The organism is Streptomyces sp. IBSBF 3136 (assembly GCF_036815105.1).
Lineage (GTDB): Bacteria > Actinomycetota > Actinomycetes > Streptomycetales > Streptomycetaceae > Streptomyces.
The window spans coordinates 1-15,146 of record NZ_JAJSZC010000262.1; the positions used below are offsets into that span (position 1 = coordinate 1).

Consider the following 15,146-nt stretch of genomic DNA (forward strand, 5'->3'; position numbering starts at 1 on the left):
GGCCGACCGCGGGGAGGCGGGCGGGATCCGTACGGCCCTGGCGGGCCTCACCACCCGCGGGCGTTCCTTCCTCGCCGCCGGGATCGCCGCCGCGATCTGCGCGTACGTGCTGGGTCAGAGCGATCTGCTCCGGGTCGGCCTGCTGCTGGCCGTGCTGCCCCTGCTGTGCGCCGGCGTGCTCTACCGCACCCGCCACCGGGTGGCCGGGAACCGCCGGCTCTCCCCCGCGCGCGTGCCCGCCGGCAGCGAGGCCCGGGTGCACCTGCGGATGGACAACGTCTCGCGGCTGCCCACCGGGCTGCTGATGCTCCAGGACCGGGTGCCCTACGTTCTCGGGCCCCGGCCGCGCTTCGTGCTGGACCGGGTGGAGCCGGGCGGCCGCCGCGAGGTGTCCTACCGGGTCCGCTCGGACCTGCGCGGCCGCTATCCGCTGGGCCCCCTGCAGCTGCGGCTGACCGACCCGTTCGGGATGTGCGAGCTGACCCGCGCCTTCTCCACGTTCGACACGCTCACCGTGATCCCCCGGGTGGATCCGCTGGCACCGGTGCGGCTCAGCGGCGAGGCCAAGGGGTACGGCGACGGGCGGCAGCGTTCGCTGGCCCTGGCGGGCGAGGACGACGTGATCCCGCGCGGGTACCGCTACGGCGACGACCTGCGCCGGGTGCACTGGCGTTCCACCGCGCGCTACGGCGAGCTGATGGTGCGCCGCGAGGAGCAGCCCCGGCGCTCGCGCTGCACGGTCCTGCTGGACACCCGGGCCATCGGCTACGAGGGCGCGGGCCCGGACTCGGCCTTCGAGTGGGCCGTGTCGGGCACCGCGTCGGTCCTGGTGCACATGCTGGAGCGGGGCTTCACGGTGCGGCTGCTGACGGACGACGGCAGCTCGGTGCCCGGGGAGGGCGCCGACGGGTTCGCGGGCTCCGGCCAGGAGTCGGCGGACGCGGCCGGGCTGATGATGGACACCCTGGCGGTGATCGACCACTCCGACGGCACCAACCTGTCCCGGGCGTACGACCTGCTGCGCGGCGGGAACGAGGGGCTGCTGGTCGCCTTCCTGGGGGATCTGGACGAGGAGCAGGCCGCGGTGGTCGCCCGGATGCGCCAGCGCAGCGCCGCCGCCGTCGCCTTCGTGCTGGACCCCGGCATCTGGGCGCGGGAGACGACCGACGTGCCGGGGCCGGTCGACCCGCAGGCGGAGCGGCTGCGCATGCTGCGCGAGGCGGGCTGGACGGCGCTGGTGGTGCCGCGCGGCGCCTCGCTGAACGATCTGTGGCGGCAGGCGGACCGGGAACGCGCCGGGCTGACCGCCGTGAGCGGGGAGGCACTGCTGTGAGCGGGCGGGCTCGACTGGCCCTGTGCGCGGCGGCGGCCACGCTGATGGCCTCGTGCGCGCTGCTGCCCCTGGTCGACCAGCCGACCTGGCTGTTCCAGGCGATCCTGCTGGTCGCGGTGCAGACCGGCGTCGGGGCGGCGGCCCGGCGGGTGCCGCTGGCCCGGCCGCTGACGGTGGCGGCGCAGGTCGTGGTCACGCTGATGCTGCTGACCCTGGTCTTCGCCCGGCAGCAGGCGGTCCTCGGGGTCCTCCCCGGTCCGGGTACCGTCGGGCACTTCGTGGACCTGCTCCAGCAGGGCTCGGACGACGTCGGCCGGTACGCGATCCCGGCACCGCTCACCGACGGCATCAAGCTGATGCTGGTCGGCGGTGTCCTGGTGATCGGCCTGCTGGTGGACACGCTCGCGGTGACGTTCCGCAGCGCGGCCCCGGCCGGACTGCCGCTGCTCGCGCTGTACTCGGTGGCCGCCGGGCTGTCCGACGGCGCCGGCTGGCTGTGGTTCCTGATCGCGGCGGCCGGCTATCTGATGCTGCTGCTCGCCGAGGGCCGGGACCGGCTGGCCCAGTGGGGCCGCGTCTTCGGCGGTCCGGCCCGCGCTCCGGGCGAGCCGGACGGCGGCGCGGTGGCCCCGGTGCGCACCGGTCGGCGGATCGGCGCGGTCGCCCTCGGCGTCGCCCTGGTGGTGCCGCTGGCGCTGCCCGCGATGCAGGGCGGTCTGCTGGAGGGCACCGGGGCGGGCGTGGGAGCGGGCCACGGGAACGGCGGCACGATCTCCGCGGTCAACCCGCTGGTGTCGCTGCGCGACAGCCTGAACGTGGAGAACGACCGCCAGGTGCTGTCGCTGAGGACGAGCTCCGGCGATCTGTCGGACATGTACCTGCGCATCGTGTCCCTGGACGACTTCGACGGCACCACCTGGAAGCCGTCCCAACGGCACATCGTCGACGTGCCGGACGTCTTCCCGACGCCCGCCGGTCTGGGCCCGGACGTCAAGCGCACCACGGTGCGCACCACGGTGACGGCGGCGGATTGGTACGCGCAGGACTGGCTGCCGATGCCGTACCCGCCGAGCAGTGTGCGGATCAGCGGCAACTGGCGGTACGAGCCGGTCGGCATGACCCTGGTGGGTGACCACGGGCAGAACACGCGCGGCGAGACCTACCAGGTCAGGAGCCTGCACGTGCAGCCGACCGCGGAGCAGCTGGCCGCCGCTCCGCAGCCGCCCGCCGTCGTGAAGCGCGAGTACACCAAGGTGCCGTCCAGGCTGCCGAAGGTGGTGGCCAGGACCGCCGAGGAGGTCACCGCGGGCGCGGCGAGCCACTACGAGGAGGCGGTCAAGCTCCAGGACTACTTCGCGGTCGACGGCGGCTTCCAGTACGACACCGAGGTGGAGGTCGGCCGGGGCCCGGACGCGATCGCGAACTTCCTGGACAAGAAGCAGGGCTTCTGCGTCCACTTCTCCTTCGCGATGGCGGCGATGGCCCGCACGCTCGGCATCCCGGCCCGGGTGGCGGTGGGCTTCGCGCCCGGCACCCCGCAGGCGGACGGCTCGGTCTCGGTGTCCCTGAAGGACGCGCACGCCTGGCCCGAGCTGTACTTCGAGGGCGTGGGCTGGACCCGCTTCGAGCCGACCCCCACCCGGGGCACCGTGCCGTCGTACACCCAGTCGGACACCCCGGGCACCTCCCGGCCGGACGAGGCACTGCCGTCCAGGAACGCCTCCCCGGCGCCCTCGGCGTCGGCCTCGGCGAGCGAGGGCTGCAGCGCGCAATTGCGCAAGCTGGAGGCGTGCGACAGCCCGTCCGCCGCGGCAGCGGCGCACAGCGGTGGCGGAGGCACGTGGCATCTGCTGGGGCTCGGGCTGATCGTGCTGGCCGTGCTGGCCGCGTCGGCGGTCCCGCTGGCGCCGATGCTGTGGCGCAGGCGGCTGCGGTCGGTGCGGCTCGGCGCGCACGCCCGTACCGAGGAGGGGGCGGCGGCGCACACGCTGGCCGCCTGGCAGGAACTGACGGACAGTGCCTGGGACCTCGGCATCCCGCCGGACGAGTCGCAGACCCCGCGCAAGGCGGCCGCGCGGATCGTCCGTCTGGGGCACCTCGACCCGGTGGCCTCGGCCGCGGTGCACCGGGTGGCGGACGCGCTGGAGCAGGTGCTGTACGCGCCCCGGCCGCGCCCGGTGGCGGGCCTGGCCGAGGACGTGCGCCGGGTGGTCGCCGCGCTGAACGGCACGGTGGACCGGCTCACCCGGCTGCGGGCGCTGTTCGCGCCGCGCTCCGCGGCGCGGGTTCTCTGGGCGCTGGCGGCCCGGTGGGCGGCGGTCAGGGCGCGTGTGGTGGCGGCCCGGCCGACGCTGCGCAGGCCGTCGGGGCAGCGAGGCTGAGGAGGGCGGCCCCGGAGGCGTCTCCGGGCCCCCGCACAGGCACCGGCACAGACACGTGAAGGGGTGACCACCTGATGGTGGTCACCCCTTCACGGATGTCCTGTGGTCCGCCTGCGGGCGGCGGTGGCCTGTGGCGTCAGTGGCCCTGCTGCTCGTCCCGGCGGCGCTGCCAGCGCTGTTCGATCCGGTCCATCATGGAGCGCTTGGGTCGGACCTGGCGGCGCGCGGTGCCCGCGGGCTGTTCACCGGGCTTGGGGGCCTTGCGCCAGCCCGTGACGGCGAGGACGGCGCAGCCCAGCATGACGAGGAAACCCACCACACTGACCCAGATCTGCTTGGCGACCATTCCGGCCATGAGGAGCGCGATACCCACGAGGAAGCCCGCGACCGCCTGGTAGACCCGCCGCCGGGTGTACGTCCGCAGCCCACTTCCCTCAAGCGCCGACGCGAACTTGGGATCTTCGGCGTACAGCGCTCGCTCCATCTGCTCGAGCATGCGCTGCTCGTGCTCCGAGAGCGGCACGGAGTCCTCCTCATCGTGCGGTCGCCGGGGCGACCCGGGGGGTCCCTTCAGGATAGGCAGGGAATCGCCCCCGTGAAACCCGCCCCTCTACGCCAACAGGCCAACCGAAATCCGCCATGAGCGTCCCGGCTCGCTGAGGCTTCCATTCCCCGGCGGCCGACCCGTCATGCCGGACGACGTGCCTCGATCATACGGCGCAAACCGCTCGATCGGGGGGCTTGTGGCGTACTCCATGTGCCATCGAGCCCCTGATCAGCGACCGGTCCCGCCGTGCGCTCAGGCCTCCGCGGTCCCTCGTGTCTCGCCGAGCACGTGGAGCTGGGTGGCCACCGAGTGGAAGGCGGACAGCTCGGCCGCGGCGGCCTCCAGCCTCAGCAGCGCGTCGAGGGCACCGGGCTCGGTGTCGACCAGGACGCCGGGCACCAGGTCGGCGAAGACCCGTACGCCGTGCACGGCACCGACGCGGAGGCCGGCGCTCTCCACCAGCGCGGTGAGTTGCTCGGCGGTGAAGCGGCGCGGCATCGGGTCGCCGGCGCCCCAGCGGCCCTCCGGGTCCTCCAGGGCCTGCTTGGCCTCCTTGAAGTGGCCGGCGAGGGCGCGGGCGAGGACGGCACCGCCGAGACCGGCGGCGAGCAGGCTGAGGACGCCCTCGGAGCGCAGCGCGGCCACCGCGTTGCGGACGCCCTCGGCCGGGTCGTCCACGTACTCGAGGACGCCGTGGCACAGGACCGTGTCGTAGCCGCCGCGCTCGACGACGTCGAACAGGCCGTGGACGTCACCCTGGACGCCCTTGACCCGGTCGGCGACGCCGGCCTCGGCGGCGCGGCGCTCCAGCGCGAACAGGGCGTTCGGGCTGGGGTCGACGACGGTGACGCGGTGGCCGAGGCGGGCGACGGGCACGGCGAAGTTGCCGCTGCCGCCTCCGGTGTCGAGCACGTCCAGCGCGTCCCGTCCCGTGGCCTTGACCCGGCGGTCGAGGGCGTCCTGGAGGACCTCCCAGACCACGGCGGTACGGAGAGAGGCGCGGGGGCGCATCGGGTCCGACACGTCAGTTGACTCCTCGGCGCGGCACCGCCTGTTGCCCGGCGGCGCGAACGGGGTGCCTCCCCGGCCCGGTCGCGGGTGGAGGGAAGACTTCAGGCGCTCTCCACCCTATTGCCTCCGCCGCCGTGGCCGGTCATCGCGGGGCGGGCGGCCGTCTCCGTCTCGTACGGCGGACATCGGAGGTCAGCCCGCGTCCGGCAGGTCGCCGCGGGCCGGCGGCCCGGGTGGCTCCCCGGCGTCCTGGCGGGGCTGGGGCAGGACGGGCTGGAGCACCAGCATCCGCTCGACGATGCGGAGGAACATCGCCACGTCGCGTATCAGGTCGTCGGCGTCGCGCTGTCCGGCCGCTCCCTGGATGCCCGCCTCGGCGCGGGCCCGGCGGGCGGCGCCGGAGGCGAAGAGGGCGCTCCACTCGGTCAGTTCGGGGGCGATCTCGGGCAGCACCTCCCAGGCGCTGCGGATCCGGGCCCGGCGGCGCGGGGACGTCTCGGGGCGGCCGCGCGCGGCGAGCACGGCGGCGGCGGTGCGCAGGGCGGCCAGGTGGGCCGTGGCGTACCGCTCGTTGGGCGTTTCCAGGCGGTCGGTCTCCTCGAGTCCGGCGCGGGCCTGGGCGAGCAGGTCGAGGGCGGCGGGCGGGGCCGTGGCCCGGCGGAGCACGGGGTGCACGTCGCTCGCCGGTCCGGTCAGTGAGGGTGCAGGGCCGGTGGCGCGGCGCCGGTGGGCGGCGGCTGCGGACGAGTTGGCCATGACGAACCTCCTGTCGTCTGGGTGACGGCACGGGTGCCGTATGTGCCCATCGTGAGGTATGGCACTGACAATCCGTTCTGACCTGCGCCTTTGCCTCGGTCGCAGGTTCGGGCGTATTTTTGAACTGACCAGTCAGTTCAAAAATTGTCTAGCGCGCAGGGGGGCTTGTGGACGGCGTGCACGTCACAGCCGAGGAGCTCGGGCTCAAGGGGCCGCGGGGGTGGGCCTTCCGCGGCATCACCCTGGCGGCGGAGCCCGGCTCGCTGATCGCCATCGAGGGACCGTCCGGCTCCGGCCGTACGTGTCTGCTGCTCTCGCTCACCGGACGGATGAAGCCCACCGAAGGAGTCGCCACCGTGGGCGACTTCAAACTTCCCCGGCACATGGCGGCCGTGCGCCGGATCGGCGCCGTGGCCAACGTAACCGGGGTCACCGACCTCGAACCGGCCCTGACCGTCGGGGAGCACCTGCGCGAGCGCGCCCTGCTGCAACGCAGGTTCGGCGACTCCCTGCGCGAGCTGACGCGGCCGCGGGCACAGCGCACGCACGAGGCCCGGCTGCGCGTCGACGCGGCCCTGGCCGCCGCCGGACTCGACCTGGAGACGCTGCCCAAGGGATCCCGGACGGCCGTACGCGACCTGGAGCGCCCGCAGGAGCTGCGCCTGTCCCTCGCGCTGGCCCTGCTCGGCGCGCCCCGGCTGCTCGCCGTCGACGACGTCGACATGAAGCTGTCGGACGGCGAACGCGCCGAGGTCTGGGAGCTGTTGCGCTCCCTCACGCGCGCGGGGACGACGGTCGTGGCCGTGTGCCGCACCGCACCCGAGGACTGCGTCCGCGTGTCCACCCTGGCCGCCGACGCAACGGCGGCCGACGGCCCCGGCGCCGGCCCGCGTGACGAGCACGGGGACCCGGGTGACGACGAGAGCGACGCCAAGGACAGCCCGGAGGACGGCCCCGAGGACGACGTGAAGGAGGAAGCCGATGCGCTCGCCGAGGCTCGCCGCGCTTGAGCTGAGGCGCTTCGGGCGGGGGAAGCTGCCGCGCGCCGCCCTGGTCGCGCTGCTCGTGCTGCCGCTGCTCTACGGCGCCCTGTACCTGTGGTCCTTCTGGGACCCCTACGGCCGTCTGGACCGCATCCCGGTGGCCCTGGTGAACGACGACCAGGGCGCCACGGCGGGCGGGAAGAGGATCACGGCCGGCGACGACCTCGTGGACGGGCTGCGCGGGAGCCGGACCTTCGAGTGGCACCGGGTGAGCGACGCCGAGGCCCGGCGCGGGGTCGAAGACGGCACCTACTACCTGTCCCTGACGATGCCGTCCGACTTCAGCCGGCGGATCGCCTCCAGCTCGGGCGACTCACCCCGGCCGGGCGCCCTGCGGGTGCGGACCAACGACGCGAACAACTACATCGCCGGGCAGATCTCCCGGTCGGTGTTCAGCGAGGTCCGCTCGGCCGCGTCCACCAAGGCGTCCCGCACCTTCCTGGACCGCATCTTCATCTCCTTCTCCTCCATCCACGACAAGACCGTGACGGCCGCCGAGGGCGCCGACCGGCTCAACGGCGGCCTCGGAAAGGCGGAGAAGGGTTCCAAGGACCTCGCCGACGGCCTGAAGGACGCCAAGAACGGCAGCGGGAAGCTCTCCACGGGCCTGACGAAGCTCACCAAGGGCGCGGGCGACCTGGAGAACGGCTCACAACGGGTCGCCGACGGCACGCAGGCCCTCGCCGACAACGTCAACGGCGTCTACGCCAAGGCCGGCCCGTTCCTCAAGGGCAACGAGAAGACCATCGGGGACACCGCACGGCTGGTCGCCGACTCGGCCGACGCGGTGCGCCACAACCTGGCCGTCCTGGTGAAGCTCGCCCCGGGCGCGGCGAAGACCGCCCACGCCGCCTCGGCCGCCCTGGACGAGGTCTACAAGGCGCGCTGCGAGACCGCCGTCGTCCCGGACCCCGCCTGCCCCGACCTGAAGAAGGCCAGGCAGGCGGCCGCCGACGTCGCCGAGGTCGCCGACGACCTCAACACCGTGATCGCCGACCAGGACGGCGACCTGAGCACGATGCGGGCCAACCTCGGCACGCTCCAGAAGCAGGCCCGGGCCCTGGCCGCCCGCGCACCGCACCTCTACGAGGACGTGGACGACGCCGTCCGCCGGATCAACAAGCTGAACGACGGCGCCGCCCGGGTCGCCGCGGGCGCCAAGAAACTGCACGCCGGGCTCGGCACCGCCGAGACGGGCGCGGACAAGCTGGACCAGGGCATCGGCACGGCCGCCGCCGGCGCGCAGACGCTGAACGGCGGCATGTACAAGCTCGTCGACGGCTCCGGGAAGCTCTCCGGCGGTCTGCACGACGGGGCGAAGAAGATCCCCGACTACGACCGGCAGGACCGCGACAAGCGCACCGGCGTGATGGCCGACCCGGTCCAGCTCGCCTCGCACGACCTGCACAAGGCCGGCAACTACGGCACCGGCTTCGCCCCGTACTTCATCCCGCTGTCCCTGTGGGTGGGCGCGATGGTGGCCTACATGCTGATGACGCCGCTCAACCGGCGTGCGCTCGCTGCGGGTTCGCCGGCCTGGCGGATCGCGCTGGCCGGCTGGCTGCCGGTGGTCGCGGTGGGCGTGCTGCAGACGGCCGCCCTGATGTCCGTGCTGCACTGGGCGATCGGGCTGCGGATGGTGCGGGCGGCCGGGACGGTCGGCTTCCTGTTCCTCGTGGCGGCCTGCTTCGCGGCGCTCGTGCAGTGGCTGAACGCACGTTTCGGCTCGGCCGGCCGGATCCTCGTCCTGGCCCTGCTGATGCTCCAGCTGACCTCGGCGGGCGGCACCTACCCGGTGCAGACCAGCCCCGGGTTCTTCAACGCCGTCCACCCGTTCCTGCCGATGAGCTACATCGTGGCGGCCCTGCGCCGGCTGATCACGGGCGGCGGGCTCGGCCCGGTGTGGCAGGCGTGCGCCGTGCTGACCGCGTTCACCGCGGGCGCCCTCGCCCTGACCGCGCTCGCGGCCCGGCGCCGCCAGGTGTGGACGCTGGACCGGCTGCACCCGGAGCTGAGCCTGTGATCAGGGGGAAGTCCCGGCACGCGCGCGTACCTGTGACAATCGGGGCCATGGAAAGCAGCAGCGCCACGACCGGCGGCGGCACGCGCCGCGAGGCGACCCGGCAGAAGCTCTACGAGGCGGCCGTCACGCTCATCGCCGAGCAGGGTTTCTCCGCCACCACGGTGGACGAGATCGCCGAGCGGGCCGGGGTCGCGAAGGGCACGGTCTACTACAACTTCGCGAGCAAGTCGGTCCTCTTCGAGGAGCTGCTGCGGCACGGCGTGGGCCTGCTCACCGCCTCCCTGCGGGAGGCGGCCGAGCGGACCGCGGCCGAGGGCGGCGACAAGGTGGACGCGCTGGACGCGATGGTCCGCGCGGGCCTGGTCTTCATCGACCGCTACCCGGCCTTCACCCAGCTCTACGTGGCCGAGCTGTGGCGCACCAACCGCGCCTGGCAGTCCACGCTGATGGTGGTGCGGCAGGAGGCCGTGGCCGTCGTGGAGGGGGTGCTGCGCGACGGTGTGGCGGCCGGGGAGTTCAGCGGGGAGATCGACGTCCAGCTCACCGCGGCCGCGCTGGTCGGCATGGTCCTGGTGGCCGCGCTGGACTGGAAGTCCTTCCAGCCGGAGCGCTCCCTGGACGACGTCCACGCCGCGCTGTCCCGGCTGCTCCAGGGACGGGTGAGCGGGAGGCGGTGAGCGGGAGGCGCTGAGCGCGGAGCGCGCGCCGGAGCACGGGCCGGGCGCGGGGGGGGGGGGGGGGGGGGGGGGGGGGGGGGGGGGGGGGGGGGGGGGCCCCCCCCCCCCCCCCCCCCCCCCCCCCCCGCGTGCACCCCGTTCCCCCGTGGTGGTCCGCCGCGGGTCCCCCGGTCTCGCTTCCGCCGACGGATCGGCGGAAGGAGCGGCGAGGGCGCGGGCTCCGTTCCGCCGCCCCGTGTCGGCGGTGCCGGGCCGCGCTCCCTGCCGTGCCTCCACTCTCCCGTGCGCCCGGGCCCCGGCCCATCCGCGCGCGTACTCATCCGGGCGTCTGAGTACCCGTACTCACCTCCGCGCGCACGGGCCCACGACGCCGGCCCGCCGCCTCGATACCATCGCTCCCGTGTCGGTACTCCCCCTCGTCTTCACCAGCGGCTGGGCCAGCGGCGTCAACGCCTACGCGGTGGTGCTGCTGCTCGGCCTCCTGGGCGCGGCGGGCGTGAGCGACGACGTCCCGCAGACGTTGCAGCGGCCCGAGGTCCTGATCGTGGCCGGCGTGCTGTTCCTCTGCGAGGCGGTCGCCGACAAGATTCCGTACGTCGACTCGGTGTGGGACGCCGTGCACACGGTCGTCCGGCCGGTCGCGGGCGCCTGGGTCGGAGCGCTGCTCGCCGGGCACAGCGGCTCGCTGCCCGACGCGGCGGCCGCGCTGATCGGCGGTTCGACCGCGCTGGCCAGCCATGGCGTCAAGGCCGGGACACGGATGGCGGTCAACACCTCGCCGGAGCCGTTCAGCAACATCGCCCTGAGTCTCGCCGAGGATCTCGGCGTGGCCGGGATCGTCTCGTTCGCGCTCTTCCATCCGGTGGCGGCGGCCTGCGTCGCGGGCGTGCTGCTGGTCTCCGGTCTGGTGGTGCTGGTGTTCCTCGTCTCCCGGATCCGGCGCTTCCTGCGGCGCCGGGCCCTGCGGCGGCAGGAGCGGCGGGCGGCCACGCCGCTGCCCGGGCCGCCGGTGTCCGGACCGCCGGGCTGATCACGCCGTGGCCGCCCGCGGACGGGACTGTCGGTGGCGGTCGATAAAGTCGCGGTCATGGCACGGATTGCGGTGATCGGCGCCGGGATGGGCGCGATGGCGGCCGCTGCCCGGCTGGCCGTCGCGGGCCACCGGGTGGCGGTGTACGAGCGTACGCAGACGTACGGCGGCGCGGTGCGCCGCTTCGAGCGGGACGGGTTCGCCTTCGACACCGGCCCCGGGCTGCTCACCCTGCCCGCCGTCTACCGCGACCTGTTCGTCAAGACCGGCAAGGAGTCCCTGGAGGACCTGGTCGAGCTGGTCCAGGTCGACCCGACCGCGCGGCACGTCTTCGCCGACGGCACCGGGGTGCCGCTGCCGAACGCCTCCCGCGCGGGCGTGGTCGCGGCCCTCGACGAGGCGCTGGGGGCGGGGGCGGGTCAGCGCTGGGGCGACTTCCTGGTGCGGGCCCGGGAGGCCTGGGACCGCACCCGGCGGCCGCTGCTGGAGGAGCCCCTGTGGCCGAACTGGCGGGTGCTGGCCGAGCGGGAGCCGTATCCGGCCGTGCCGCACAAGCGGCTGCTGCGCACCCGGCGGGCGGGCACGCTCGCCGAGATCGGTGCCTGGGAGCTGCGCGACGACCGGCTGGCCGCCCTCCTGGAGAGCCACGCGCTGGCGTACGGCCTCGATCCCCGCACCGCTCCGGCGAGCGCGGCCGTGCTGCCGTACATGGAGCACGCCTTCGGCACCTGGTACGTGCGCGGTGGCGTCCGGGAGCTGGCCCGCGCGGTGTACGAGCGATGTGTGCGGCGGCGGGTGGAGTTCTCCTTCGGCTCCGAGGTGACCGAGGTCCTGGCCGGGGACGGCCGCGCGGCGGGCGTGCGGCTGGCCGACGGCACGGTGGCCGAGGCGGACTTCGTGGTGGCCGGTGTCGCGCCGGACGTCCTCGGCCGGCTGGTCACGGGAGCGGCGGTGCGCGGCGACGGCGAGGTCGCGCCGCAGGGCGGCACGCCGAGCCGGCTGACGGTGCTGCTGGCCCTGCGCGGCGAGCGGCCCCCGGGCACGGCCCACCGGACCGTGGTCCACGCGGAGGACCGCCAGGCCGAGCTGGACCTGGTCTTCGGCGGCCCGGAGGGAACGGCGGCGCGCACGGCCCGCCCCACCGTCACCGTGCTGCGGCCCGGCGATCCGGCGCTGGTCCCGGACGCCTCCCACGAGGCGGTCGTCCTCACCTCGACGGTCCCCGCGGGGCTCGGGGAGGAGGGCGGGGCCGGCGGTGGGGTCGTCGACCGGTACGCACAGGACATGATCACGACGGCCGAGCGCGCCGTCCCCGGGCTGCGGGACCGCGTGCTGTGGACGGAGGTGCGCACGCCGGCCTCCGTCGAGGAGGTCACGGGCGCGGCGGGCGGGGCGCTGCCCGCCCCGGCGCTCGCGGCCGCCGGCGGCCGTCTGCTGCACCCGGGCAACGGCACCGGGCTGCCCGGTCTGTTCACGGCCGGCGGCTGGTCGCACCCGGGCGGCGGGCTCCCGCACGCCGGGATGTCCGGCGCGCTGGTGGCGGGTCTGATCGTGGAGGGACCGGGGTTCCGGGGCTCGCAGTGATCAACGAGCGGCAGCGGACCCCGGGTGCGGGTCAGAAGCGGTACTGCTCGTCGTACCCGGCGCCCGGGCGCTGCTCGTTGCCCTGGTAGGGGTACGGCTGCTCCTGCGGGAGTTCGCCGCCGTAGGTCTCGTCGCTGCGCTGCTGCGGGACCCAGACCCCGCCGGCCGGGGTCTCGCCGTAGCCGCCGGTGGCGTAGGCGTCCTGGCCGTAGCCCTGCTGGCCGTACTGCTGCTCGTAGCCGGTGCCGTACGAGGCGCCGCCGTAGGACTGGGTGCCGATGTAGGGGTCGGAGTAGTTGGCGTACCCCTGCTGACCGTTGTCGTAGCCGTAGCCCTGCTGGGCGTAGCCCGAGTAGTCGTAGGCGTAGTTCTGGTCGGCGGTCTGCTGCTGGGCGGCGCCCGCGTAGGCGGTGTCGCCGTAGACGCCGTAGGAGCCGGTGTCGTCGGGCATCGGCTGCGGCGCGTAGACGGCGTTGCTCTCGGCGGCCGTCTGCCCGGGCGAGCGGGCCGGGGTGAAGACGTCGTCGCGGTCGTCGTCGGCGTAGGCAAGGTGGTCCTGACCGTGGTCGGCGTCCCGGTCGTCCCCGGCCTCGCCGGCCTCCAGGCCGGAGACCTCGAGGGCCGGTTCGTGGCGGTCGCCCCTGCCGCGCCGGCGCTTGCTGCCGGTGACCTCGGCCTCGGCGTCGGGACGCTTGACCGCCCAGCCGGAGGCGAAGCCGCGGCGGAAGGACAGCGTGACGTAGGTCTGGCCGATCGCGAACGCGATGGCACCGGCGCCGATGACGAGGACCGACGGCATCAGCACGCCGACGACGACGCCGAGGAAGCCCGCGAAGGCGAGCAGCCGCCAGCGCAGCCTCGCCTTGTACTGCAGCAGCACCTCGCCCAGCAACCACAGTGCGACGACGCCGAACGCGATGTAGAGGACCGTCCAGCCCATGTACGCCCCTCTCCCAGTGACCGCTACGCAGTGTGTCGTACCGCGGTGCGGCCGGTCTAGGCCTGCGGGGGGTGGTGCAGGCCCAGGTTCTCGTAGATTTCCAGGGTCGCCGTGGAGTTGTTGAGCGTGATGAAGTGCAGTCCGGGCACTCCCTCGGCCAGCAGCCGGGCGCAGAACTCCGTGGCGAACTCGATACCGATGGAGCGTACCGCCGCCGCGTCGTCCTTCGCTGTGAGGATCCGCTCTTTCAGGGCGTCCGGGAAGTGCGCGTTGCTGAGCTTGGGCAGCCGCTCCAGCATCTTCACGCTGGTGACCGGCAGGACCTCGGGGATCACGGGGGTCTCGCAGCCGGCCGCCGCCACCCGGTCGCGCAGCCGCAGATACGACTCCGGCTGGAAGAACATCTGTGTGATGGCGTAGTCGGCACCCGCACGGCACTTGTCGACGAAGTGGGCGACGTCGGTGTCCGGGTCGGCGGACCGCGGGTGCATCTCCGGGAAGGCGGCGACCCCCACGCAGAAGTCGCCCGACTCCTTGATGAGCCGGACGAGTTCGGCCGCGTACGTCAGGCCCCGCGGGTGCGGCACCCACTCGCCCATCGGGTCGCCGGGCGGGTCGCCGCGCACGGCCAGCATGTTGCGGATGCCCGCGTCCGCGTACTGGCCGATGATGTTGCGCAGCTCGGCGACGGAGTGGTCCACGGCGGTGAGGTGGGCGACCGGCGTGAGCGTGGTGTCCACGACGATCTGCTGGGTCTCCTTGACCGTGGTGGCGCGGGTGGACCCGCCGGCACCGTAGGTCACGGAGACGAAGTCGGGCGCCACCGCCTCGACCCGGCGGAGCGCGTTCCACAGGCTCTTCTCGCCCTTGGGGGTCTTCGGCGCGTAGAACTCGAACGAGTAGGTCTTCTTGCCGGTGGCGAGGATGTCACGCACGGTGCGTGCGCGATCAGTCCTGGTGGATGCGGTTCCGAGGGCCATACCCGCAGGTTAGCCAGGGGTGGGCGGCACCCCAACCGAATGCGGGGAATTTGCCCGGATTGTCGGTTCCCTGTCCACCCCTTGGACAAAAACGTGGACAGCGCCCCGGCGGGCGGCGGTCAGGAGACCTGCCTCAGCCGCTTCGCGAACTCCGCCGCCGCGGCTCCCGGATCGTCGGCCTCGGTGATGGCGCGGACCACGACCACCCGCCGGGCGCCCGCGTCCAGCACCTCGTCCAGGTTGCCGAGGTCGATGCCGCCGATGGCGAACCAGGGGCGGTCGGTGCCCAGGGCGGCGGTGTACCTGACCAGGTCCAGGCCCGGGGCGTGCCGGCCCGGCTTGGTGGGGGTGGGCCAGCACGGCCCGGTGCAGAAGTAGTCCACGCCCTCCTGGACGGCGGCCGCGGCGGCCTCCGACTCGGCGTGCGTGGAGCGGCCGATCAGGACGTCGGGGCCGAGGATCGCGCGGGCCGCGGGGACCGGGAGGTCGCCCTGGCCCAGGTGGAGCACGTCCGCGCCGGCGGCGTGGGCGACGTCGGCACGGTCGTTGACCGCGAGCAGCCTGCCGTGCCGGGCGCAGGCGTCGGCGAACACCTCCAGGTGCTCCAGCTCCCGCCCCGCCTCCATGCCCTTGTCGCGCAGCTGCACGATGTCGACACCCCCGGCCAGGACCGCGTCCAGAAAGTCGGCGAGGTCGCCCTGTCGCTCCCGGGCGTCGGTGCAGAGGTAGAGGCGGGCGTCGGCGAGCCCGTCGCGGGCGCTGTCGGACATGGGTGGGTCCCCCCGTGGTCGGTGTCCATGGGCGTGCGAGCGGGTGGCGTACGGGCCGCGGCCGGTACGCC

Annotated in this window: 13 protein-coding genes; 7 read left to right on the plus strand and 6 right to left on the minus strand. The window is 74.3% G+C overall.

Going from position 1 to position 15,146, the window contains the following annotated elements; translation table 11 throughout:
- The coding region (locus V7E45_RS35160; RefSeq protein WP_333778322.1) for a DUF58 domain-containing protein at positions 1 to 1,333 on the plus strand (1,333 nt) is incomplete at its 5' end.
- A complete protein-coding gene (locus tag V7E45_RS35165; RefSeq protein WP_333778323.1) occupies positions 1,330 to 3,714 on the plus strand; it encodes a transglutaminase TgpA family protein in 2,385 nt (794 codons plus the stop codon). The genes V7E45_RS35160 and V7E45_RS35165, both read left to right, overlap by 4 nt.
- Before the next feature lie 136 nt (positions 3,715 to 3,850).
- Here the strand turns inward: V7E45_RS35165 and V7E45_RS35170 are convergent, their stop codons facing one another.
- The 3 genes from V7E45_RS35170 to V7E45_RS35180 form a co-directional block, all read right to left on the minus strand.
- Positions 3,851 to 4,237, minus strand: coding sequence for a DUF3040 domain-containing protein (locus tag V7E45_RS35170; RefSeq protein ID WP_333778324.1), 387 nt, complete (start codon positions 4,235 to 4,237; stop codon positions 3,851 to 3,853).
- Between the two features lie 276 nt (positions 4,238 to 4,513).
- The gene (locus V7E45_RS35175) at positions 4,514 to 5,284 is read right to left on the minus strand and encodes a methyltransferase (RefSeq protein ID WP_333778325.1); all 771 of its coding nucleotides are present in this window, start codon (positions 5,282 to 5,284) and stop codon (positions 4,514 to 4,516) included.
- A gap of 180 nt (positions 5,285 to 5,464) precedes the next feature.
- Positions 5,465 to 6,028, minus strand: coding sequence for an SAV_6107 family HEPN domain-containing protein (locus V7E45_RS35180; RefSeq protein WP_333778326.1), 564 nt, complete (start codon positions 6,026 to 6,028; stop codon positions 5,465 to 5,467).
- Between the two features lie 167 nt (positions 6,029 to 6,195).
- Here V7E45_RS35180 and V7E45_RS35185 point away from each other — a divergent pair, with 167 nt between their 5' ends.
- The 5 genes from V7E45_RS35185 to V7E45_RS35205 all read left to right on the plus strand — a co-directional run bounded on the left by V7E45_RS35185 (position 6,196) and on the right by V7E45_RS35205 (position 12,385).
- Positions 6,196 to 7,038 carry an ATP-binding cassette domain-containing protein gene (locus V7E45_RS35185; protein ID WP_333778327.1) on the plus strand — a complete coding sequence of 281 codons (843 nt, stop codon included), beginning with the start codon at positions 6,196 to 6,198 and terminating at the stop codon, positions 7,036 to 7,038.
- Positions 7,010 to 9,094 (plus strand): YhgE/Pip domain-containing protein, encoded by a 2,085-nt coding sequence (locus V7E45_RS35190; RefSeq protein ID WP_333778328.1) that lies wholly within the window; start codon positions 7,010 to 7,012, stop codon positions 9,092 to 9,094. Before V7E45_RS35185 ends, V7E45_RS35190 begins: the two co-directional genes overlap by 29 nt.
- Positions 9,095 to 9,141: 47 nt before the next feature.
- Positions 9,142 to 9,771 (plus strand): TetR/AcrR family transcriptional regulator, encoded by a 630-nt coding sequence (locus tag V7E45_RS35195; protein ID WP_020939500.1) that lies wholly within the window; start codon positions 9,142 to 9,144, stop codon positions 9,769 to 9,771.
- A 400-nt stretch (positions 9,772 to 10,171) separates the two neighbouring features.
- Positions 10,172 to 10,801 carry a DUF4126 domain-containing protein gene (locus tag V7E45_RS35200; RefSeq protein ID WP_333778329.1) on the plus strand — a complete coding sequence of 210 codons (630 nt, stop codon included), beginning with the start codon at positions 10,172 to 10,174 and terminating at the stop codon, positions 10,799 to 10,801.
- A 57-nt stretch (positions 10,802 to 10,858) separates the two neighbouring features.
- On the plus strand, positions 10,859 to 12,385 hold the full coding sequence (locus V7E45_RS35205; RefSeq protein WP_333778330.1) for a phytoene desaturase family protein: 1,527 nt from the start codon (positions 10,859 to 10,861) through the stop codon (positions 12,383 to 12,385).
- Between the two features lie 31 nt (positions 12,386 to 12,416).
- Here the strand turns inward: V7E45_RS35205 and V7E45_RS35210 are convergent, their stop codons facing one another.
- From V7E45_RS35210 to thiE, 3 genes are all read right to left on the minus strand, one after another.
- Complete coding sequence (locus V7E45_RS35210) at positions 12,417 to 13,325, minus strand: SCO2102 family sporulation regulator (RefSeq protein ID WP_333778331.1); 909 nt, start codon at positions 13,323 to 13,325, stop codon at positions 12,417 to 12,419.
- A gap of 56 nt (positions 13,326 to 13,381) precedes the next feature.
- Positions 13,382 to 14,305, minus strand: coding sequence for a methylenetetrahydrofolate reductase [NAD(P)H] (metF, locus tag V7E45_RS35215; protein ID WP_333778332.1), 924 nt, complete (start codon positions 14,303 to 14,305; stop codon positions 13,382 to 13,384).
- Positions 14,306 to 14,424: 119 nt separating this feature from the next.
- Positions 14,425 to 15,075 (minus strand): thiamine phosphate synthase, encoded by a 651-nt coding sequence (gene thiE / locus V7E45_RS35220; protein WP_333778333.1) that lies wholly within the window; start codon positions 15,073 to 15,075, stop codon positions 14,425 to 14,427.
- Between the last annotated feature and the right edge of the window lie 71 nt (positions 15,076 to 15,146).